At 44.1% G+C, this 21,145-nt stretch carries 23 protein-coding genes; 6 read left to right on the forward strand and 17 right to left on the reverse strand.

The window, feature by feature from the left end:
• Window positions 1-35: 35 nt before the first annotated feature.
• Both AC6CIF_RS18925 and AC6CIF_RS18930 read right to left on the reverse strand, forming a co-directional pair.
• Complete coding sequence (locus AC6CIF_RS18925; RefSeq protein ID WP_498201081.1) at window positions 36-1,214, reverse strand: MFS transporter; 1,179 nt, start codon at window positions 1,212-1,214, stop codon at window positions 36-38.
• Between the two features lie 144 nt (window positions 1,215-1,358).
• Entirely contained in the window at window positions 1,359-2,216 is an 858-nt protein-coding gene (locus tag AC6CIF_RS18930) for an arginase family protein (protein ID WP_498201083.1), read from the reverse strand.
• 105 nt (window positions 2,217-2,321) lie between these two features.
• Here AC6CIF_RS18930 and AC6CIF_RS18935 point away from each other — a divergent pair, with 105 nt between their 5' ends.
• Window positions 2,322-2,687: a winged helix-turn-helix transcriptional regulator gene (locus AC6CIF_RS18935; RefSeq protein WP_498201258.1), complete on the forward strand. Its 366-nt coding sequence runs from the start codon at window positions 2,322-2,324 to the stop codon at window positions 2,685-2,687.
• A 142-nt stretch (window positions 2,688-2,829) separates the two neighbouring features.
• Here the strand turns inward: AC6CIF_RS18935 and AC6CIF_RS18940 are convergent, their stop codons facing one another.
• Complete coding sequence (locus AC6CIF_RS18940; RefSeq protein WP_091016394.1) at window positions 2,830-3,300, reverse strand: GNAT family N-acetyltransferase; 471 nt, start codon at window positions 3,298-3,300, stop codon at window positions 2,830-2,832.
• Window positions 3,301-3,506: 206 nt separating this feature from the next.
• On the opposite strand from AC6CIF_RS18940, the gene AC6CIF_RS18945 reads away from it, so the two are divergent.
• On the forward strand, window positions 3,507-4,166 hold the full coding sequence (locus AC6CIF_RS18945; protein ID WP_498201085.1) for an MBL fold metallo-hydrolase: 660 nt from the start codon (window positions 3,507-3,509) through the stop codon (window positions 4,164-4,166).
• Window positions 4,167-4,436: 270 nt separating this feature from the next.
• Here the strand turns inward: AC6CIF_RS18945 and AC6CIF_RS18950 are convergent, their stop codons facing one another.
• Window positions 4,437-5,057 (reverse strand): DUF8426 domain-containing protein, encoded by a 621-nt coding sequence (locus AC6CIF_RS18950; protein ID WP_498201087.1) that lies wholly within the window; start codon window positions 5,055-5,057, stop codon window positions 4,437-4,439.
• Between the two features lie 224 nt (window positions 5,058-5,281).
• Here AC6CIF_RS18950 and metE point away from each other — a divergent pair, with 224 nt between their 5' ends.
• A complete protein-coding gene (gene metE, locus AC6CIF_RS18955; protein ID WP_498201089.1) occupies window positions 5,282-7,576 on the forward strand; it encodes a 5-methyltetrahydropteroyltriglutamate--homocysteine S-methyltransferase in 2,295 nt (764 codons plus the stop codon).
• Window positions 7,577-7,752: 176 nt separating this feature from the next.
• Here metE and AC6CIF_RS18960 read toward each other — a convergent pair whose 3' ends face one another.
• The 6 genes from AC6CIF_RS18960 to AC6CIF_RS18985 form a co-directional block, all read right to left on the reverse strand.
• Entirely contained in the window at window positions 7,753-8,295 is a 543-nt protein-coding gene (locus AC6CIF_RS18960) for a TlpA family protein disulfide reductase (protein WP_498201091.1), read from the reverse strand.
• Window positions 8,296-8,306: 11 nt separating this feature from the next.
• On the reverse strand, window positions 8,307-9,020 hold the full coding sequence (locus AC6CIF_RS18965) for an ABC transporter ATP-binding protein (RefSeq protein WP_498201093.1): 714 nt from the start codon (window positions 9,018-9,020) through the stop codon (window positions 8,307-8,309).
• Window positions 9,013-9,834 (reverse strand): ABC transporter permease, encoded by an 822-nt coding sequence (locus AC6CIF_RS18970; RefSeq protein WP_498201095.1) that lies wholly within the window; start codon window positions 9,832-9,834, stop codon window positions 9,013-9,015. The genes AC6CIF_RS18965 and AC6CIF_RS18970 overlap by 8 nt, the downstream gene beginning before the upstream one ends.
• A gap of 28 nt (window positions 9,835-9,862) precedes the next feature.
• The gene (locus AC6CIF_RS18975; RefSeq protein WP_498201097.1) at window positions 9,863-10,429 is read right to left on the reverse strand and encodes a nitrous oxide reductase accessory protein NosL; all 567 of its coding nucleotides are present in this window, start codon (window positions 10,427-10,429) and stop codon (window positions 9,863-9,865) included.
• Window positions 10,426-11,814, reverse strand: a complete 1,389-nt coding sequence (locus AC6CIF_RS18980; RefSeq protein WP_498201099.1) for a right-handed parallel beta-helix repeat-containing protein — start codon at window positions 11,812-11,814, stop codon at window positions 10,426-10,428. Before AC6CIF_RS18980 ends, AC6CIF_RS18975 begins: the two co-directional genes overlap by 4 nt.
• A 326-nt stretch (window positions 11,815-12,140) precedes the next feature.
• Entirely contained in the window at window positions 12,141-12,740 is a 600-nt protein-coding gene (locus AC6CIF_RS18985; protein WP_179088532.1) for a TetR/AcrR family transcriptional regulator, read from the reverse strand.
• A gap of 139 nt (window positions 12,741-12,879) precedes the next feature.
• Here AC6CIF_RS18985 and AC6CIF_RS18990 point away from each other — a divergent pair, with 139 nt between their 5' ends.
• Both AC6CIF_RS18990 and AC6CIF_RS18995 read left to right on the forward strand, forming a co-directional pair.
• On the forward strand, window positions 12,880-13,761 hold the full coding sequence (locus AC6CIF_RS18990) for an ABC transporter ATP-binding protein (RefSeq protein ID WP_498201101.1): 882 nt from the start codon (window positions 12,880-12,882) through the stop codon (window positions 13,759-13,761).
• A gap of 1 nt (window position 13,762) precedes the next feature.
• Complete coding sequence (locus AC6CIF_RS18995) at window positions 13,763-14,560, forward strand: ABC transporter permease (RefSeq protein ID WP_498201102.1); 798 nt, start codon at window positions 13,763-13,765, stop codon at window positions 14,558-14,560.
• 121 nt (window positions 14,561-14,681) lie between these two features.
• Here AC6CIF_RS18995 and bshB2 read toward each other — a convergent pair whose 3' ends face one another.
• The 3 genes from bshB2 to AC6CIF_RS19010 all read right to left on the reverse strand — a co-directional run bounded on the left by bshB2 (window position 14,682) and on the right by AC6CIF_RS19010 (window position 16,182).
• Window positions 14,682-15,356 (reverse strand): bacillithiol biosynthesis deacetylase BshB2, encoded by a 675-nt coding sequence (gene bshB2, locus AC6CIF_RS19000; RefSeq protein WP_498201103.1) that lies wholly within the window; start codon window positions 15,354-15,356, stop codon window positions 14,682-14,684.
• A 23-nt stretch (window positions 15,357-15,379) separates the two neighbouring features.
• The gene (locus AC6CIF_RS19005; protein ID WP_017688572.1) at window positions 15,380-15,724 is read right to left on the reverse strand and encodes a YojF family protein; all 345 of its coding nucleotides are present in this window, start codon (window positions 15,722-15,724) and stop codon (window positions 15,380-15,382) included.
• 122 nt (window positions 15,725-15,846) lie between these two features.
• Window positions 15,847-16,182, reverse strand: a complete 336-nt coding sequence (locus tag AC6CIF_RS19010) for an antibiotic biosynthesis monooxygenase (protein WP_498201105.1) — start codon at window positions 16,180-16,182, stop codon at window positions 15,847-15,849.
• Window positions 16,183-16,451: 269 nt separating this feature from the next.
• On the opposite strand from AC6CIF_RS19010, the gene AC6CIF_RS19015 reads away from it, so the two are divergent.
• Window positions 16,452-17,237: a DUF817 domain-containing protein gene (locus tag AC6CIF_RS19015; RefSeq protein ID WP_498201107.1), complete on the forward strand. Its 786-nt coding sequence runs from the start codon at window positions 16,452-16,454 to the stop codon at window positions 17,235-17,237.
• A gap of 92 nt (window positions 17,238-17,329) precedes the next feature.
• On the opposite strand, the gene AC6CIF_RS19020 is transcribed toward AC6CIF_RS19015, so the two are convergent.
• The 4 genes from AC6CIF_RS19020 to AC6CIF_RS19035 all read right to left on the reverse strand — a co-directional run bounded on the left by AC6CIF_RS19020 (window position 17,330) and on the right by AC6CIF_RS19035 (window position 21,022).
• Complete coding sequence (locus tag AC6CIF_RS19020) at window positions 17,330-18,022, reverse strand: hypothetical protein (RefSeq protein WP_498201109.1); 693 nt, start codon at window positions 18,020-18,022, stop codon at window positions 17,330-17,332.
• A gap of 147 nt (window positions 18,023-18,169) precedes the next feature.
• A complete protein-coding gene (murB, locus tag AC6CIF_RS19025) occupies window positions 18,170-19,078 on the reverse strand; it encodes a UDP-N-acetylmuramate dehydrogenase (protein ID WP_498201259.1) in 909 nt (302 codons plus the stop codon).
• A 185-nt stretch (window positions 19,079-19,263) separates the two neighbouring features.
• Complete coding sequence (locus tag AC6CIF_RS19030) at window positions 19,264-20,244, reverse strand: SDR family NAD(P)-dependent oxidoreductase (RefSeq protein ID WP_498201111.1); 981 nt, start codon at window positions 20,242-20,244, stop codon at window positions 19,264-19,266.
• A gap of 166 nt (window positions 20,245-20,410) precedes the next feature.
• The gene (locus AC6CIF_RS19035; RefSeq protein WP_498201113.1) at window positions 20,411-21,022 is read right to left on the reverse strand and encodes a DUF8580 domain-containing lipoprotein; all 612 of its coding nucleotides are present in this window, start codon (window positions 21,020-21,022) and stop codon (window positions 20,411-20,413) included.
• Window positions 21,023-21,145 lie beyond the last annotated feature (123 nt).

Genomic DNA, 21,145 nt, shown 5'->3' on the forward strand with positions numbered 1-21,145 from the left:
TATAGTGGCAGAACCATAATGACATATAGCAGGAGCTAGACAGTCAGGCGTGTAGCCTTGTTGCTTCTGTTAACCAGCTCTGTAGCCCCGAACATGACACTAAACAGAATCAGCAGGATCAGGGGTACCATTGACATTCCCCATTGGCTGGCTATGAGTCCCATACCTAACGGGATGAGTGTTGAACCTGTATAGGCACTGGCCATTTCAAGTCCAATTACACTTGGGGAGGCCTTCTCTCCGAACCGTTCTGGTGTCGCGTGAACAATACTCGGATAGATCGGTGCTCCACCCAATCCGACCACAAACAGCGCGCCTGCTGCAATCCAGTACGGAATCGGCATAACCAGGATGACTAATCCGAAACATCCAACAATTCCACCATACCTGATGAGATGTTTGCTCGATATATGCGTCGATAGAAACCCAGAGATTATACGTCCTACGATGATTCCGATAAAGAACAAGGAAGATAACGCTGCCGCAGTACCTGGAGATACGCCTTTACTACCTATGAAGAAAGAAGCCATCCACAGACCGGCAGCAGTTTCGGAACCATTATAACAGAGCATCGCAAGCATCGACATTTTCACGCCGGGGATACGTATGGCCTCACGGTTGCTTACGCGTTTCTTCTCATCACCTGAACCCTCTACTCTTCCCTTCTCAAAAATCTTCCATAGAGACAAAGTTGATAATAAGATCACCGCGATCCCAAGCAAAATCAACCCCACAGTAACGTATCCTGCACGCCAGTTGTTTGCTTGATTCAGCCAATATGCCATAACGAGTGGGCCTGTCACTGCGCCAATTCCCCAGAAACAATGCAACCAGTTCATATGCTTGGCCTTGAAATGTAATGCTACATAATTACTTAGTGCCGCATCCACCGAACCTGCACCCAGACCGAGAGGGATCGCCAGAATCAGTAAAAACACAAAATTCTCGGAGATAGAAAATCCCAACAGAGCAAAGGTTGTTGAGAGGATACTGAATAACGTGACCCTCCCCGTTCCGAATCGGTGTAACAATCGACTGGCCGACAGACTGGACACTACTGTACTAAATGAAATGATTAGCGATATGTAACCAGCCATTTCTGTTGTCGCATGTATATCGTGTTTCATAACGGACCAGGCACTGCCAAGTAAAGCATCCGGTAATCCCAGCCCTATAAATGCGAGATAAATAATGATTAACAATAACGTGACCATCTGGGTGTACTCTCCTCAGTTTGTTTGAATTCTGATTTGCATTGAACCACCCATATAATAATATTGATATTTCTATTGATGATCTTCCTCAATATTGACTTAATATATCAGTATTCTGATATATTCTGCGACTTATAACCTATATCACTGGTTCAGGATAGGTATTTCTCCAAGCAAATGCTTCAAGTTAATGGCATCCCACGGCATATGCTCGGTTATCCCTAATCCAACTACATCTGTTTCTTCAGACAGTTCTTTGATCAGATGAAGCAAGTGAGGTATTTGCATGGTTCCCGCTGGTGAAAACACATAAGGTTCCCCTGGTTTGGCGAATAACAATGAACGGAACATGTTGGGATCAAGCACATCCAGATCAAGGTGAATTGCCAGGTGTTTGAACCCATTTTCTTTAATCCACTTCTTAATCGAACCCATGCCATGGGTTAATTCTTCAGTTCCAGCCGTTCGGATACCCATTCTTTGAATCACTTCGGTTTCCTGTTCCGTGGGGGTTGTTAACCCGGCCATGAAGACATGTTCGGGCTTCAAGGGGACACTCACATGTTTGGCAAACTCCGGATCGCCTTCCCCAAGAAGGTTCCCGAGCGGTAAAGTATGACCGTTGTCATAGCCCTCGTATCTAACCAGATCACCATGTGCATCAATCCATATCAAACCAAGTTCTCCGCCATATCGTCCATTTAAATAAGCAAACGGGGCTTGTTCAACCAAACAGTCACCACCAAACATGACAATGCGATCAGGCTGGTGAGCTTGAATAATATGCTGGGCAGCCAGCAATTGCTGAAGTAGCTGTGTTCTGCCTTTTATCCCGTTCTCGCTTACCAGAGGTGTTCCATCATATGCTTCGACAGGGACATGAATGAGAGTTTGATTACTGTCAGGTGCGAGCCAAGCAAGCAGTTCCGCTCCAAAAGAGTAGTTTGGATTATCTCCACCTTGCCATTGTGGCATAAGCAGACGTATTGTTTTTTGAGTCATCGTAAATCCCCTTTACTTCAAAGTAAGGTTAGTATAAACTGAGCCCAAACAAATAAATAGTACGGTCTTTTATGATAGGTACTACCCGGAAGGATAGTGTAAATGATGAGTATGGCTGAATACCACGGTAAAGTTAAAAACATTCAAGATACCCCTTTTGGATACACGTTGTCTGTCATTGGTGGCAAATGGAAAATGGTGATTATGTATCTTCTGGCTGATAACCAGCCTGTCCGTTTCAATGAACTAAAAAGACAGATTGGCGCCATCACGTATAAAACACTGAGTTCACAGCTCAAAGAATTGGAAGCAGATGGTATGGTCGAACGAAAAGAATATCCCCAAGTCCCTCCTAAAGTCGAGTACCGTCTGACAGCGAAAGCTGAAACGTTATTGCCCGTTTTGGAAGGCCTATGTGAATGGGGTGTCCAACATCAAGACCCTTCGATCAATAATAACGAAACGGATTGAACGCTTTTGTCTATATTTTCAGATGAAATAATTGAAGTAAATGAAGTATGTTAAAATGCAAAAAGTCGCCAATCGGCGACTTTTTTACTTTTATCTTGTGTTCCTCTGTCCGTTCAGCAAATAAAAGCAGTAATTCGTAGAATTATACTTTTTCGTGTACCAGATCTTTCTGGTAGGCCAACACTCTGTCCCAATTTCCACTGAAAACAGGAATTCGATAATACCCTACACGCTCATACAGCGCTGCAGCTTCTGGTTGCAATGGGCCTGTTTGCAGTTTCAGATTGGTATAACCAAGTTCGTTCGCAAGACGCTCTGCCTCGGCCAATATAGCTTGGGCAATCCCTTTACGGCGGTAACCACTGCGTGTATACATGCGTTTAACTTCTACAGATGTTTCATCAAGGGGTCTAAGTGCTCCGCAACCAACCGGATACCCGTCGATCCTGGCAACGATAAAAGCCGCACGTGGCACCTCAACATCTGACAGTTGAAATCCCGCAGTTCCATCACCACCATATAACAAACCGAGTTCTTCACTCAGTTCCTTGATCAGTAACAGCGAATCCTCGCTCCGAATATCTTCAGCTGCTGCATGCACGATATGTGTCATCTCACATACCCCCTTTATCTTATTGGAATTACTGGTTTAAAATGATATATCTAAATTATCATTCCCAACACCAAGCGTCAATTCCCCCATTCATTGAATATTTCTATAAGCATCCGAACGTATCTTTTTGCAGTCTTTATTCGTTTACATAAGAAATATAACGAGCAACGATGTATATGAATTTCAACTCTCGGAGGTCTGATATTATGGAAATTTCAAAGGGAATAGCGATGCTTCAGCTTGATTTTGAGGGGAATATAATTCATCCTGTACTGATATGGGATGAAGATATGGCTGTGTTAATAGATACCGGTTTCCCAGGACAATATGACGATTTATGTATCGAACTCGCAAAGATTGGTGTGCCGATCAGCCGACTTAAAGCAGTGATTTTGACGCATCAGGATGTGGACCATATCGGGTGTCTTCCCGAGATTTTGAAAGAGTGTGGCTCACAAGTCAAGATATATGCGCATGCGCTGGATAAGCCGTATATTGAGGGACAGCTCCCTCTTCTGAAAGACGGTCACCTTGAGCATCCTCCAATGGGCAAAGTAGATGCAACGGTGACTGATGGTCAGGAACTGCCGTTTTGTGGTGGTATTCGCGTTATTCATACACCTGGTCATACGCCAGGTCATATCAGTTTATATATGACGGACAGCAAGACGCTCATCGCCGGAGATTCAATGTTCAGTGTAGACGGCATGCTTGGAGGCATTCATGAACCAACTACACTGGATACAGAGACAGCTCGATACTCTTTGAAAAAGTATATCGAACTCGACATTTCATCTGTGGTTTGTTATCACGGAGGACTAACTCATAGGAATGTAATTGAACAGATCTCAGAGCTATATAATTGAACTAACGAATATTTACACTGCACACTCCGATGACAGAACAACCTTCCGATCGCTGTTATCCCCAGATTTTTTTGATTCCTTTTATAAAGGTTAAATCTGGGGATAAAGGCGAACGCTCCGCTTCTTCAGGTTCTTTCTGTCCTCTTCGATTTGTGTACATGTTTAGTTCAATTTATATAGTTAAGGGTTTATAGTATTTGAATTTGCTGTTGCGCGAATAATTCCTGTATATGCCACTACAATTCTCTATCATTATGCATAGTCTTCCTATTATTTGGCATACTGCAAAATGGCTGTAGCCGCACGAATTCGCAGCTCTTCTTCTTCACTGTGTAACGCTTCTCTAAGCACCTGGAGAGCTCTCTGAATCGTGGCTTCATCTACCCCTGTTGAGAGAGAGTTGGTTGCTTCGGCTGTTACACTGACTGCAAGACCTCGATCCAGCTGTGCTTGTGATATGGGATACTCAAACTTCGCAAGGATGGCTGAATCATTTTGCAGTGCCTGCACTTTGTCATTCAGCTCAGGGAGAGGAATACGACCCAACCATGTGACTCCGCGACGGTGACAGATCAAGTCGTTTTCTGTGCCAGCGGAATCGTCGTAATAATAATCCCCGATATCCCCAACATACGTCCATTCATCATCGCTAATTATTACATAATCTCCATCCTGCATGAGGTTAGCAAACATATGTAATGTCGCGAGTGTGCTCGCCAATTCTGCTTCTTCCAAGGGATAGTGTTGAACCAACTGTTCCTTCCATAACTCCGGGGGCGTTTGCTCCAGATCCCCTGTACCTGACCAAGCAATACCAATATAATTGTCTTCCAGAAATGATGCTACTCTGTTGACTCCGTGCACGGTGGACTGGATGTGATACAGATTCATGCGTACCGCCTTCCTTTCAATCATTCGTATGAACGTAGTTCACCATTGTAACATTAGTGGGGTCTATTTCAAACGTAATGATCTCTTCAAGTTCTATACTTCATACTAAACACACTTTTTGATATAGCCCTAAGCTATAACTGGGTATAATTTAATGGAATTACATTATAACTCCGGATCTGTGATAAATTTTGTGTAACATAAAAGCAGAGGGGTTTTAAACGATGACAAAAAGTAGTGTATTGGGATATCCGCGTATTGGTGCTGATCGGGAATGGAAGAAAGCGTTGGAAGCGTTCTGGGCAGGTAAGCTGGAGGAAACAGAATTTCACGCACGTTTGCAGGAGATCCGTATCGATCATTTGCGCAAGCAACAAGCAAAAGGCATCGACATCATTCCGGTTAATGACTTTAGCTATTATGATCATATCCTGGATACGGCCGTGATGTTTGGCATTATTCCTAAACGTTTTGCTTATGATGGTGGGTCGGTTCCGTTGTCCGTATATTATGGCATTGCCCGGGGAACAAAAGATGCCGCAGCCAGCGAAATGACAAAATGGTTTAATACCAACTATCACTACATAGTACCTGAACTGGACGGGGCTTCCCCAACTCTGACGGAGAACAAACCACTTCTCGCTTATCGTGAAGCAAAAGAAAAACTCGGCATTGAAGGCAAACCGGTAATCGTTGGACCGCTAACCTTCCTGAAACTCTCTAAAGGCTATGATAAATCCGAGACAGACGCTTGGTTGGACCGCTTGCTTCCACTCTATACTCAATTGCTTCAGGAACTTGCAAGCGAAGGCGTTCAGTGGGTGCAGGTCGACGAGCCTATTCTGGTAACCAAATTAAGTGATGAAGACGTACAGCGTCTGAATAAAATATATAAAACATTTGCCACAGCCGTTCCAGGCCTGAATATCATGCTGCAAACGTACTTTGAATCTGTCGAAAACTACAACGATATTGTTGCACTGCCAGTTCAAGGTGTAGGACTTGATTTTGTACACGGACTCTCTGGTAACACACAATCTATTCGGACATCCGGTTTCCCGGCAGACAAAGTGTTGGGAGCAGGTATTATTGATGGGCGTGGGATCTGGAAAGCTTCCCTTCAAGCAAAACTGAAGTTGCTGAATGAATTGACTGAGTTCGTGACACCTGAACGTATCATCGTGCAATCATCTTGCAGCCTGCTGCATGTGCCAGTTACGACAGACCGTGAGGCAAAACTTACATCTGAACTGAAAAATGCTCTTGCATTTGCAGATGAAAAGCTGGATGAGATTGTTCTTTTGACTGCAGCCTTATCTTCACCAAGTGCAGAGATTACCGCCAAAATAGACGAAGCAGAGCTTCCTCTTCAGGCGCTACAGCAATCCGAAGATCGGAATCGTACTGCTGTACAGAAAGCCGTTGCTTCCATCAGTGTTCAACAGCCAGAGCGCTCCCGTCCTTTTGCCGAGCGTCATGAAGCTCAACAGGCCAAATGGCAATTGCCACTCTTCCCGACAACAACGATTGGTAGTTTCCCGCAATCTGCTGAAGTCAGAAAAGCACGTCAGTTGTGGCGCAAGGGTGAGTTGAACAACGAACAATATGCTGCCTTCATCCGGGAACAGATTGATATCTGGATTAAGCTTCAGGAAGAGATTGGAATTGACGTGTTGGTGCATGGTGAGTTTGAGCGTACCGATATGGTTGAATTCTTTGGCGAGAAACTTGCCGGTTTTGCCTTTACACAGTTTGGCTGGGTACAATCGTATGGTTCACGTTGCGTGAAGCCACCAATTATCTTCGGCGATGTTGCGTTTACTGGTGAAATGACAGTTGAAGAAACGAAATATGCCCAATCGCAGACAGAGCGTCCTGTCAAAGGCATGCTGACTGGCCCAATTACCATCATGAACTGGTCATTCGTACGCGAAGACATTGCTCGTGAGCAGATCGCCTATCAATTGGCGTATGCGTTGAGACAGGAAGTCGAAGCACTTGAACAGGCAGGTATTGGTATGATCCAGGTCGACGAGCCTGCTGTTCGTGAAGGGCTTCCGCTGAAAGAAAATGAACAAGCCGATTACCTGGCTTGGGCAGTCAAAGCATTCCGCATCTCTACATGCACGGTTCACGAAACGACTCAAATCCATACACATATGTGTTATTGCGAATTCCATGACATGATTGATTCCATCGAAGCTATGGATGCGGATGTTATCTCCATTGAGACATCCCGTAGTCACGGTGAACTGATTCACAGTTTTGAAGAAAATACGTATGAGCTCGGTATCGGTCTTGGCGTATATGATATCCATAGTCCACGTGTTCCGAGTGTGGATGAAATGAGCAGCATGATTGAACGTGCCCTGCGTGTTCTTGATCCGAAGCTGTTCTGGATTAACCCGGACTGCGGATTAAAAACCCGTGGACAGGAAGAAACGGTTGCTTCTCTGCGTAATATGGTTGACGCAACCAGAATCGCTCGTAACAATCACGCTTCAGCTGCTGTATTGTAAATCGGCTGTGAAGCAACATAACTTCAAAAGTAAAGCCGGACACTCCTTCGTTAAATGGGTGTCCGGCTTTTTTTATGGCTACTTTTTGTAGTTACTTTTAACGTACATTCATTTCACTTGTAACATGGCAATCTCTGGCGTTCCCGCCCTTTTGATCATCATTCCAACTCTTACAATTAGATACTCTCTTCCAGCCATTGCTGCAATGGTATATCTTCAGTCAGTTCGCCGAGCAGTATATGACGGAACTCTCCATCCCCATCAATAACCATCGTTGCGGGCAAACCTGTAATACGATACATACCTGATATGTTGCCCGTCACATCAATAATCACCGGAAAATCAAACGCCTGCTTATCCATAAACTCACGGATCGTGCCCTTCGATTCCCCCACGTTAACAAACAGGGTTTCCACATCGTTCTTATAGTCCTGAGCAATCTGGTGAACAAGCGGCATCTCCCTTACACAAGGTGTGCACCATGAAGCCCAAAAGTTAATCATGACGGCTTTGCCCTGATAATCGGACAGCTTGACCTGTTCCCCTGCTGAATTAACCGCTGTGAACTCAGGGGCTTTTGCACCTGCTTCAATAGCGTTGCCTCGCTGAGACTCGGGTGTCGATACATTTTCGAAAATGGCCCATGTACCTGCGAGCAATGCGACTATACCAATCAAAATTGTAAGTGTACGTCTGCTTTTAAAACTCTTTTTCTGCAATAAACTCACCTTCACTTTAAACCAAGACTTTGATGAAATGCTGCTTGGAGCGAACCGAATTGATCACGAATGTCGTGAGTCGAGCCCTCTCCAACATTACGTCCATGGTTCATGAATATCACCTGATCCGCAATATCGTCTGCAATCTCCAACTGATGGGTCGAGAACACAACCATGTGACCATCCTGTTTGATTCCCTTGAGCAGCTGAGTTAATTCCTGCATCCAGAATGGGTCCAATCCATTTGTTGGCTCATCCATGATGAGCAGTGGAGGTTTGGACAGCACAGCTTGAGCGAATAACACACGCTGGCGCATGCCTTTAGAGAAGGTCGTAACCCGGTTTTTCTTTTGATCCTCCAAGCCTACCATGGTCAGTACTTCCTGTACTCTCTCCTTGGGAACTTTCCTCAGAGAAGCCCAGAACAGAAGCATTTCCTCCGCACTCAGTCCTTGATTAAATTGATAATCGTCCGGCATATATCCAATCCGCTCTGAATAACGCTTGCGCTCCTTCAACCATCGCACATTGTTCACCGCAACCTCACCGGAGGTAGGCCGAAGAATTCCGGCAATCATACGCAGCACCGTGCTCTTTCCTGCACCATTCCCTCCACAGAGGGCAAGCACTTGGCCTGAAGTAATGCGAAAGGAGATATCCTCAACAATTGGTTGCTTTTTAATGGATTTGCACAATCCCATCACTTCGAGTCCCACTTTATCCATGAGAACGCCCCCTCTCCCAGATCGCGTATACCGCCAGGACAGAGAAGGCAATCCAGAACAGGCATATCCCGATGAAGATCCAACTGCCACTTGGTTGTTGCACCCACTCCACCCATCGATAATATTCTGGTCCAAGAATGGAGCCGCCTCCCAGTTTGATGACTACAAACAATCGCACCAGCTCGGCCGGATTGATGAGCGTGAACATAACCAGCAGCGGTTTCACCCACAGATAAGGCATCAGTCCCAGCATAGAGAGCAATAACGTCGGCCATCCAATGACTGCGAAAAACCATACGGTCACGGAGATCGTCAACGCCTGCCACCGATTACGCGACAACGAACCGATAAAGAGAGCCAGTGTCAGGAATAACAACACTAGTCCACAGGAAAATGCCAGAAAGAGAAGATATGTCATGACATCCATTGGATTCCCGATTACTCCGCTAATGACCCCCATCAGGCCGTATCCAAACGCAACAATGGTGATTAAAACAACCGAGAGTCCGAGATACTTCCCAACAATAAAAGACATCGTGCCGATGGGATACGTGGATAGCAGTTGCCAGCTACCGTCTTCCTTTTCGGATGTTAGTGAGAAGGAACCGAGGAATAACGTCATTAATGGCAAAAGGTAGAGAATGAGATTCAACATGGAACCTGTGGTTCCCGAATATCCTTGAACCAGATTCTGTGAATTCAGAAGTAACAAGCTTAAGCTAAAGGTACAAAAAAGGATCAGAAACGAATACGCCCAAGGATTGCGAAATCCCATTTTCACTTCTCGTCTTGCAATCTGTATCATATCTGACATCATTGATCACCATTTTCTATTGTCATTCCTAGTGGCCTGACTCTTCTTTCATCTCACCTTCCTGATGCATCTCATTACCGTCTCCTTCTTCACCATGCCCATGTTCACCCATCATGTCCATATTCTCTTTGTTCTGTTTCCAGTCATGAGAGGCAAGATCCTCAGCGGTCATAATGGTTCCCACTCCTTGCTCTGCAATGAAAGCTTCAGCCGAGGGCTTGTCCTTAAAGTTAAGAATGCCATAGGCCATAGGCGTACGTAATGAAGCGTCGTATACATACGTGGCTTTGCTGTATTCAATCCATTCCTTGTCATTGTAATCACGTACATAGTCCATGCCGATGTTTTCTGTGCCATTTTCTGTTTTCCACTGGTTCATGCAGCCGATATCATCGAACTTGTAATTTTGGCCGTCTTTCGTAGTGAGCTGTGTTGCATATGCGTCGTCCTTCACCTGCATTTTACAGATCGCACAGATATCCACGTCCTCATTGATCGGCAATGCCGCATATTTTGTTCCGCAAGCGGTTAACAATACCATGCCAAACATAAGTACCATGACCAATGTCCATCTTCTGTTCAAGCCTTTGTTCATTTTCGTAATACCCCCATATAGATGATTATAAAAGTTGCCATACCCAACAGAACTAACCCCAACATCCACACCATCTTGGAACCTGTAGCACTTTCCACTGACATGTTCAGATCAGATTTCGTATCCATGCTCATTCGTGGCGATTTGTCGGTAGTCCATTGTTCTCTGCCTTCTGTAAACAAGTCACTCAGAAAGACCATACCCGGTGATTGGAAAAAGAGCTGATACGCAGAATTTCGACTGACCAGTTGCTCATAAAAAGGATTGATCGCATAGGGAATTTCACTGATTCCATCCTGATTCAGATCGAGCCCCTGAAAAGAGTCCCAGTAGTTCTCCATCATGACATTATTCGGGCTATCCAGCGCGGAAGCCTCAATGACATTGGATACCAATCGATTACGTGTAAACTCATTACCTTCTGCCAGGACCAGCTGGATTCCAACAAAATTCCGAAGCACCGCATTGCCACGGATCTCATTGCCTGAGGATTCTGCAATATTCATGCCGACACGATTACCCTCCACTACATTGTTGTGAACAGAAGATTGATGTACGTCATACAACAGAATCCCTTGGGAGTGAACATTGGTACTTTGTTTGCGAAAGGAATTCCCCGATATGACCGTATTCTTGACACCCATAATCATGGCACCTGTCATGTTCTCCTCTCCGGTATTGTCCATGACAGAAGAGCCGTCAATGTACATACAGTGGATGCCATACCTTGTATGTAACAGCCTGTTATTTTGCACGGTAGACTTGCGACTGTTCTCCAGATAAATTCCATCCCTCATACCGGTGATCTCATTGGCCTCAATGTAGCTATCATGGGAGTTGTACAGATCAATGCCATTGCCCTTCTGGCCACTGGAAGCAGAATCAGCCCCGGCCCACGTAATGTTGTTCCGTTGAATCGTTGCATGACTCGAATTCCGGATGATCATCCCATACCCTTGGGTCTGAATATGCATATCCGTAATTTCACTGTTTTTCCCTTCAACCTGAATCGCTGCAGTCTGTTCATTCGTATCATGTTCAATTGTAAAACCGCTCAATTTCACCCCATCCGAGCGAATCATTATCGTAGAGGTGGCTTCCGCATTAACAACGATGACCGTAGGATCACCCTGAATGGTGATGTTTTTGTCAATCGTCACCGGTCCAGAATAACGACCTGATACAAGTTCAATGACTTCTCCAGGTGCAGAACGGTCAATCATAGGCTGAAGGGGAATGAGCTCACGATGCCCGGAGGAGGCCATAATTGCACCATGCGGAAGGGATAGTAGGAGCATCATCATTCCGATTAGAAAAATTAAACCCGTAACCCGACTCTTCTTACAACTGTTGAATACACCCAAGCCTGCCCGAGGATTACTCATGATTCAAACCGCGCAATTCCGGCTTCTTGTTACAGTTGCTTATTGCTGTGGCAATGTATTCAACGGGTCTTACGTTAATCCAAAATATACGTTGGTTGTACACACCATCCCTCCATTCCACTTAAATCAACTATTCATGACTCTAATTCATTAAAGCTAAGCTAAAAATGAAGCGTTATCACAATCCTGATCATAGTGTACTTAAAATGATATTTATTCCATATAGCTCAATTAGGCTATAGACGCAACATTTTTGTGTCGATATTGTGATGTACATCAAAAAAAGCCGCCATATAGGCGACTTCCTAAACGAGGGTGTATTGTGATCAATAGTCTTCTTCTTCCCTCTTACCCAGAATTCCGTAAAGAAACAGCTTGCCCAAGTCTTTTCGCACATTTACGTTAAGTTTTTCTACAAAAGACGGTTCGCTCAACATGGTCATAATTCCATTCATAAAAATCATGATGGCTTCTGCCGATACGCCTCCTTTTATTTTCCCCTCGGCTTTGCCTTGTTCGATCAGCTTCATAAGCTCAGGAATGACAACGTTTCTGGCATAATCCTCAACATGCTCTTTGAATGCTGGATCTTCGAACATAAAATTCTTAATGCCCTCACTATTCAACGTCTCTTGATTGTTTACGGATACCTCATACATTTTACTCATCTTATCTTCAAAAGGAATATCGGAGTTCATTACAAGACTGAATTCCTTTCCCGACTCCTCTATTTGATGGTAAAAAATCTCCTTGGCCAATTCTTCTTTGCTTCCAAAAAAGTTATATATGGATGCAGGAGAAACACCAGCATGTTGCGCGATCTCCCTTACACCTATTTCTTTAAAATTTCGAGTCATGATCATATCGATTAGCGACTGCAGGATTTGCTTTTTTTTCTGTTCTCTGCGTTTTTCGAAGCCATTCATGAAACCTACCATCCTATCCTCCGTGAATTATGTAACAATATACCTCTATGTTATATTTTTATTGACTTCTATTCAAGTCAGTAATATTATGTAACTTAGGTGATATTTGTTACATAATTATCCATGGAGGTTGAGATCAATGATCAAGGTCCACTCTTTAACCAAGATCTATTCGAATGGCAAGGGAATTCGGGATGTAAGTTTTGACGTTGAAGAAGGAGAGGTCTTTGGATTTCTTGGGCCAAATGGAGCCGGAAAAACAACCACTCTACGTCATCTGATGGGTTTTGTGAACCCCTCCAGCGGGAAATCAAGTATCAACGGTTTAGACTGCAGAAGGGAAGCAGCACAAATACAGAAGTATTTGGGTTATGTGCCTGGTGAGATCGCATTTTACGATAACATGACAGGCATGCATTTTCTGGAATTTATTGATGATTTAAGAGGACGTGACGATAAATCCCGGCGTGATCAATTAATCAACCGATTCGAGTTGGATTCAGGTCGGAAGATCCGCAAAATGTCCAAGGGGATGAAACAAAAAGTAGGGTTGATCGCCGCTTTTATGCACGACCCTGCAGTGCTTATCCTTGATGAACCTACAAGCGGCCTGGATCCGCTGATGCAGAGAAGATTTGTCGAATTGATTATTGAGGAAAAAAACCGGGGCAAAACGATACTCATGTCTTCCCATCTCTTTGATGAAGTCGATCACACTTGTGAACGTGTAGGCATCATACGAGAAGGGTCAATCGTAACCGTGGAGAACATAAACTCGCTAAAAAGGACACTGCCGAAGAGCGTTGTAGTCACTCTGGCGCATGCGGAGGATATGAAGGTCCTTCAAAATAACGGACTCCTATATACTGAATTAGGTCACTTACGTGTAGAGATTAAGATTACGGATGGATATGACCAAGTGCTCAGGGTACTCTCCCAGTGTAAGGTTATTGATATGGAGTGCCCTCCCCAAACGCTTGAGCAAATTTTCATGGGCTTTTATGGGAAGGAGCAAATTTAATATGTCTTGGGCATTATTTAAAGCAAACATGCGGGCCAATCGGTTCATTTGGTTTCTTATTGTAGCCATTTATTCTTTTTACTCCATTATGCTGATAGGTATGTTCGATCCGGATAGCGTCGATGCACTAAAAGAAATGTTGAACATGCTTCCTCCTGAGCTCATCAATGCTATGGGAATGAACGTTGGAACCACTTTGCTCACCTTTCTTTCCGGAACACTTTACAGTCTTCTTCTCTATTTGTTCCCCATGATTGTTTCCATCATTACGAACCACCGAATAATGGCCGCTCATGTTGATAAAGGAAGTATGTCCTATCTGCTTTCAACGTCCAACTCAAGAAAACGCATTGCTGTTACCCAAGCGGTTTACAGTCTGATTTCAATAACAACGATCTTTTGCTGGATTACGGTACTAACTCTTGTTGTATCATCTATCATGTTTCCGGGGCTTATGGATATTAACAATTTCATTTGGCTTAATCTTTACGCCCTTCTGATGTATTACGCCATCAATGGCATCTGTTTTTTCGCATCTTGTTTGGCAAATGAAAGCAAGTATAGCCTTGGACTCGGAGCCGGTGTTCCTGTAGCGTTTGTACTACTGCAAATGTTGGGCGATTCAGGAGAAACGTTGAGCTGGATTGGCAATATGTCATTGTATTCCTTGTTCGATCCGGTGCGCTTGTTCGCAGGTGACAGCTTTGCGTATGTGGGAATGGCTGTGTTCGCCAGTCTCGCAGCACTTCTGTATGCTGCAGGAATCATTATTTTTGATAAAAAAGATTTGCCTATTTAATCCGGGTATAGTTTGATCTACTCCCGCAAAGGGCCGCAATGATGGATTAACGTAAACGGGACGAAGCAGGATAAACCTCTGCTTCGTCCCGTTTGAACGTGTGCGACTTCCGATGAATCATTTATTTAAATGGATAGGTCCAAAATGTTTCTCTGCCAAAACGTTTCTTGATTTCTTCATTATTCAGCTCACGATTTCCTACAAGCTCTGCTGCCTGGAATTGTGAACGGTGGGCACGAATGGACGCCATTTTCCGATCCAAAAATTCGGATACGTCAACAAATACATCCGGTTTGCCAATGTACTGTTCCTGATTATTAGCGAACGCAACGCAATGAACAATCGGACGTTCATCCACAGGAAGTTTAGTGATTGTACGTATAACAGCGGCTCCCGTTGCATCATGATCGGGATGAACACTGTACCCCGGATAGAACGTAATGACCAGCGTGGGGTTCAACTCTTTAAGTAGCGACATGATGGTATCTTCCAGTAACTGTGGGTCTTCGAACTCCAGCATTTTATCGTGGAAACCCAGCATTCTCAGGTCCTGAATACCAATCGCTTCAGAAGCTTCGATGAGTTCCTTTTTACGGATGCCAGGCAACGTCACTCGGTTGGCAAATGGAGGAATCCCCATATTGCGCCCCATCTCGCCAAGGGTTAGACAAGCATAGGTTACATGGGCACCGCCATCTATGTATTTGGCTAACGTTCCCGATACAGAGAAAGCTTCATCATCTGGATGTGGATATACCACCAAGATGCGCTCATGCTCATTGTGTGTAGTATTCATGATTATTCAATCCTCCGCTTTCATCAGAACATCTCTCGGCTTAATTGTAACGCCACAACTAGTTTACCTTGGCTGTCGTGACCGGCGAGAATCAGTCTTTCTTGTTCCTGCTCATCAATATGTGTAAGACCTTCGGCGTAAAGCCATCCCTGCGTTGTTTTCAGACCAACACGGTATGGACCTGTACCTGAAATGGACCCCTGCGTATATCGTATGGCCGCATTAGTAATGAATGCCGATGCTGGATGTTTTGTACTGTCCATATGTTGTGCGTAAGCACCTGACGTAAGTTCTAGATGTACGTATAAGTCCTGATCAGCAAGATTATTGATCCGGAGCTGAATGTCTTGAGGTTTAATCGGTTGCATAGCGGCCTCCTTGTCTAATGTAATTGTACGAATTTCATTTTAACATAACCACAAGAGAATATACATGGAGTGACCCTGTTGACCGCTCATAGAATTGCCCATATGCAAGAATCGCGGTCTGATTATGACCCTTGTTCGGAACCGTTACCTGTCTTCACGGTCTGTACCTGATACATATTTACGGTTGTACTTATTAGATAATCAGGTTTCTCCTGTGCTCTCTTCTCACGATGGCCTTTGATATGAACATCACTTTTCTCCCAGTTTTTCCATGCTTCTTCCGATTCCCAGCGAATGATGACCATCACTTCTTCGTTCTCTGTACTTTTCTTGTTGACCATGACACTAAAATCAATCAGACCGGGCATGTCCACAACAGGAGTTGGACCACTGAAACGTTCCAAAATCTTATCGCTATGTCCCTTTTTGACAATAATACTTCGAGTTTGAATCAACATATTCATTCCTCCTGGTAGAGTCACATGCCTCGCGTTATGCGAGACGTAGTGAGCTTTTTATTCTTTCATTCTAATCTAATTGAAAATCATTATCAATTAAGGGTGTTCGTTTTAATTTGAAAACAAGAACAGATTTGCGTGGTTTTTTCTCTTTTTATTCATGGAGCATATCTATATTATGAAGTGTAGGCAAAAACGTCCGTGATGAAGAACCTTAAATCTTAAATGAATCTTGCTCCAACATGTTTGGAAAGGAGTTTAACTCAACTTTGAAATCTCTAATACAACTACTTCATTTTGGCTATCATCAGGCCATGAGCTGCATATTTCCCGTAGCGATCTTTGGAACACTGGCACTGTCCAGCGTAATTCCTATTCCTTTCCTTCATCGGTATGATGCCATTCTGCTCGTATTGCTTGCAGTGCAGTACCTGATGTATCGAAGCGGCTTGGAAACCCGGGATGAAATCAAGGTCATCTGTGTATTTCACATTATTGGCCTGGTGCTGGAGATTTATAAAGTATGGATGGGATCATGGTCATACCCTGAGCAAGCATACAGCAAAATCCTGGGTGTCCCTCTTTATAGCGGATTCATGTATGCAAGTGTAGCCAGTTTTATGTGTCAAGTGTGGCGAAGACTGCGAATGGACATGACCGGATGGCCTGGTTTTGCACCTTCGATGCTGCTGGGAGCAGCCATCTATATTAACTTTTTCACTCATCATTTTATGCCCGATTTTCGATGGTGGCTGACGGCGCTTGTATTTATTGTCTTCTGGAAAACCTGGATTATTTACCGGGTACGAGCAACGACCTATCGAATGCCCTTATCGCTTGCTTTTATCATTGTTGGTTTCTTCATATGGACTGCTGAGAACATAGCTACATTCTTCAATGCCTGGAAATATCCTGATCAGCATGATGCCTGGCAACTGGTTAGCTTTAGCAAAATTAGTTCGTGGTTCCTGCTGGTCATCATCAGTGTCATCATCGTTGCACAGCTCAAATATGTGAAGGCCAATCGAACCGCAGATGATCCAAAGTCCAGTTAACTATTTATTCTCTAACCGTAAAACAGCAGCAATCTTAGACTCGTACCTAAAGTCTTCGAATGCCGTTGTTTTTTGCGTGGTTCTATTTGAGATTATTCAACAAATAATGAGCCAAAGCCATCTGCCTCTTCAATGTCTTTGTTGATTAAGAGGTTCTCCTTTTCATCGTATGCTTTGATTGTATAAGGAGGAGTCGCTGATGAAGGCAGGAATGCGTACCAGATTTGTTGGTTCTCACCTGCCTCAACCAGCTTCGCATTGAAAGTGGCGAGATTTTCATTTTGCTTGATTTCAACAGTTACACGTCTGATAGTGGAGTCTATGATGTCACCAAATAACATCGGTAACGGGGCCGAGACTTTTTCCAATTTCGGTATGCTCATATAATTCAACGCAAACTTGGATTCAACTGATTCATTAATGGAATATCCTCCACCCCATACCCATTTCCATCCGAAAATGTTCTTGCGGGTATACTCCATCTGCAGATTACTGTTGTTTTCCCGACCTTTTTTGTGCGTGAACAAAATCATGCCCCCGTCCACAGCCTCCTGATGAATGAATTGGGAGGTATAAGATTCACCTCTAAATTCTTGAACGGCCCCTTGAGGACTGTTCGCTATAGGAATATGTATAGGTTCATTCAATCCCCAAGCTTTGGATATCCGTTGATCGGCTAGCCCGCCAGCTCGTTCATTCATATACATATATGCCAAGATTGACAGGGGCGATAGTAAAATTACCATTGCAGTGATTAGCAGAATTCTCCTGTTACGCTTGAACATCTCCATGTACACTCCTTATGATAACGATGAAATATTAAATACAATCACTCTGATATTACCATAATTAGCATGTGGATACTTGTTTCAGTACCATTCCCACAAGCAAAAAAGGCCGCCAAAGGCGACCTCCTAATGATTCCAATGAAGCTATTCTCCCAGAAAGATTACTTCGGTTTCCAATTCAACTTGGAACGTATCATATACTTTCTTCTGAATAAATTGGATCAGATCCATATAATCCTGGGCAGTAGCGTGATCCACATTTACAATAAAACCTGCATGCTTCATGGAGATTTCAGCACCTCCGATGCGAGTGCCCTGCAAGTTACAATCCTGAATCAGTTTACCAGCAAAATGTCCCTCAGGTCGTTTAAATACACTTCCACAAGAGGGGAACTCAAGCGGCTGCTTGGATTCTCTCAGGAACGTTAATTGCTTCATTTTGCTTGCAATATCTTCCTTGTTTCCTTTTTTGAGCCCGAATTCGGCCTCCAGTATGATATAGTGATCCATCTTGAAGAGACTATTTCGATAACCAAACTTCATCTCTTCTCGCGGAATCTCCAACACTGCACCGTCTTTGGTGATCACAGTCGCACGTTCCACAACATCGGCGATCTGACCGCCATAAGCACCCGCATTCATGTAAAGTGCGCCCCCCGTGCTGCCAGGAATGCCACAAGCAAACTCCAAACCGGTCAAGCTATGCTCCAAAGCAAGTCTGGATACATCAATGATATCAACGCCGCTTTGCGCAATCATGCTGTCCTCATTCACTTTAATTTGATCAAAGTGGCTAAGAGAAATCGTTACTCCCCGGATACCCCCGTCTTTAATAATGACGTTTGAGCCTTTTCCAATGACCGTCAGAGGTAACTGATGTAAGTTGGCAATTTCCACGATTTTAGTGATTTCGTCTATCGTTGTTGGATGGATGAGAATATCTGCGTTGCCACCTATTTTAATAAACGTGTGATTTTTTAGTGGTTCATTGAATTTCACTTTTTCCAAAGGTATCTGATGCTCAAAAATATTCATGATTTTCTCTCCCTGAATTCATAAAGAAATGATTGCACCATCCCGAAAATGAGATGCTCCTTCTTTATTATATGCTAAATAGGAGATTTTGTTTGAAATTATGTTGTTTTCATTATAATTAATCGTATTCTCTTTAGATTTTGAACTTTTCCGTGAGCTCCTGCATGGAAGCAAGCCGTTGCTTTGTTGCCGCAACTACATGATTATGAGAGTTCTATGTCTGTTTGAGTCAGCTTGGCCGATAGCTCCCATAAACGAATAGCTTGCTCAGGGTCGATAGCATACTTCTTGACCCCGTAGAAACCTCCATCCTCTGGAGCCAATTCACTGATGTCACAATCCTCGCAGTAGACACCGCCTTTTCCCTCAAGCTGAAGTGAAGTTGCTGCCCAGACTTGCGTCGCTGCCCCCTGCTCAGGCGTTTTGAACGCAGGATTGGCCACTTGTCCAGATTCATCAATCCAGCCCAGAGCAATCATTTCCTCTTTTGGCATATGACGCTGTAGTGGTGTCATAATTCCACCTGGATGAACTGAGAAAGCCCGTACGCCGTGCTCTGCACCTCGACGATCCAGCTCAACGCTGAATAAAATTGTTGCTGTTTTGGACTGTCCATAGGCAGGGAATTTCTCATAGCCATGTTCAAATTGGATGTCATCCCAACGAATCGGTGAGAAATGATGTCCCGCTGATGCCAAGGAAATAACACGTGCTCCCCCTTGACTTGCTAGTGCTGGCCATAACAGATTAGTCAGGGCAAAATGACCCAGATGATTTGTTGCAAATTGAGCTTCCCAGCCAGGACCTACCCGCGTCTCCGGACAAGCCATGATACCCGCATTAAGAATCAGCATGTCGATCTTCCGATCACTCGCCAGAAACCGCTCGGCAAAAGCACGAACGCTGGATAAATCAGCGAGGTCCAATGCAACTATTTCAACACCTTCCAGACCAGAAAGTGCTTCCTTCGCAACCGCTGGACGACGCGCAGTCACCACTACACGTGCTCCCGCGTTAACAAGCGCACGTGTCGTCTCTAACCCGAGGCCGGAATATCCACCCGTTACAATAGCCAGCTGTCCTGACAAGTCCAGATCTCTCAATACATCCTCCGCTGTACTGTTATGGTTGAAGCCAGAGCCCATTTTATGTTGTAAAGTTCTAGTATTATTTTCCTGTGTCATTCTATTCATCTCCTTTGGGATCGTTGCTGATGCTAGTCTACACCTTAGAGTGTGCTCTAAGTCAAATGGAAGTGAATATTTCATCTCGCAACTTCTCCGTGCAATTTTCAAAAGTAAAAAAGCCGCCAGTTGGCGACTTTCGTTGAAATGATTATAGTCATCCACGTTACGAATCACCCTGAACGGTGGATAACGAAACAAGGACCGGACTGGCGAAATCAGAGGCCTCTTCTCCTTTTGGATTATGAAGACGGAATAAAAATGCATCCCCTTCTTCTGATTTCCAGACCATATAATCACTAATGCCTTCTTCACCTGAGGCCTGAAGATAGAGCTCGGCATAACCAAGCGGGTGTTCTACCAGTTCTCCACTATAATCAGATACCTTACCGGCTTTTTCTAATTCTTCTTTACCCGCTGTCTCCAATTCTGCCAGATTATAATCCGAAGGCAGTGGTTCAATATCCACATAATAGTCAGCGTTACTAGTCAGTGACAGACGGCCTTGAGCAGCATCAAATGTAAATTTCTCGAATACGTACAAGGAAAATTCTCCTCCTTGTTGTAAGGTCGCCTCTAGTGATTGATTGCCATCTGCGGTCAACATTTCAAAACTTGCCGTCTGTGGACGCTCCGTTTCATTTGCTTCTTCTGTTTCACCTGCTGGCATTGATGGTTGAGGGCTAGGCAAGGGTTCATTACTACCAGAGCAAGCTGCAAGTGTTAGAACTATAACGATTAACGAGATACTCATCATAATAGAACGTGGTTGAAACATCAGGTTCATTCCTCCCTGTCTTTATTCTGTACTTACATGTTATTACCCATGGCTGAGACTAGGAATCCATAGGTCCAACCTATGAGTTTATTTATGTCTATTGGTCATGGATAGTAATTCCTC

The sequence above is a fragment of the Paenibacillus sp. GQ49 genome (assembly GCF_059759055.1).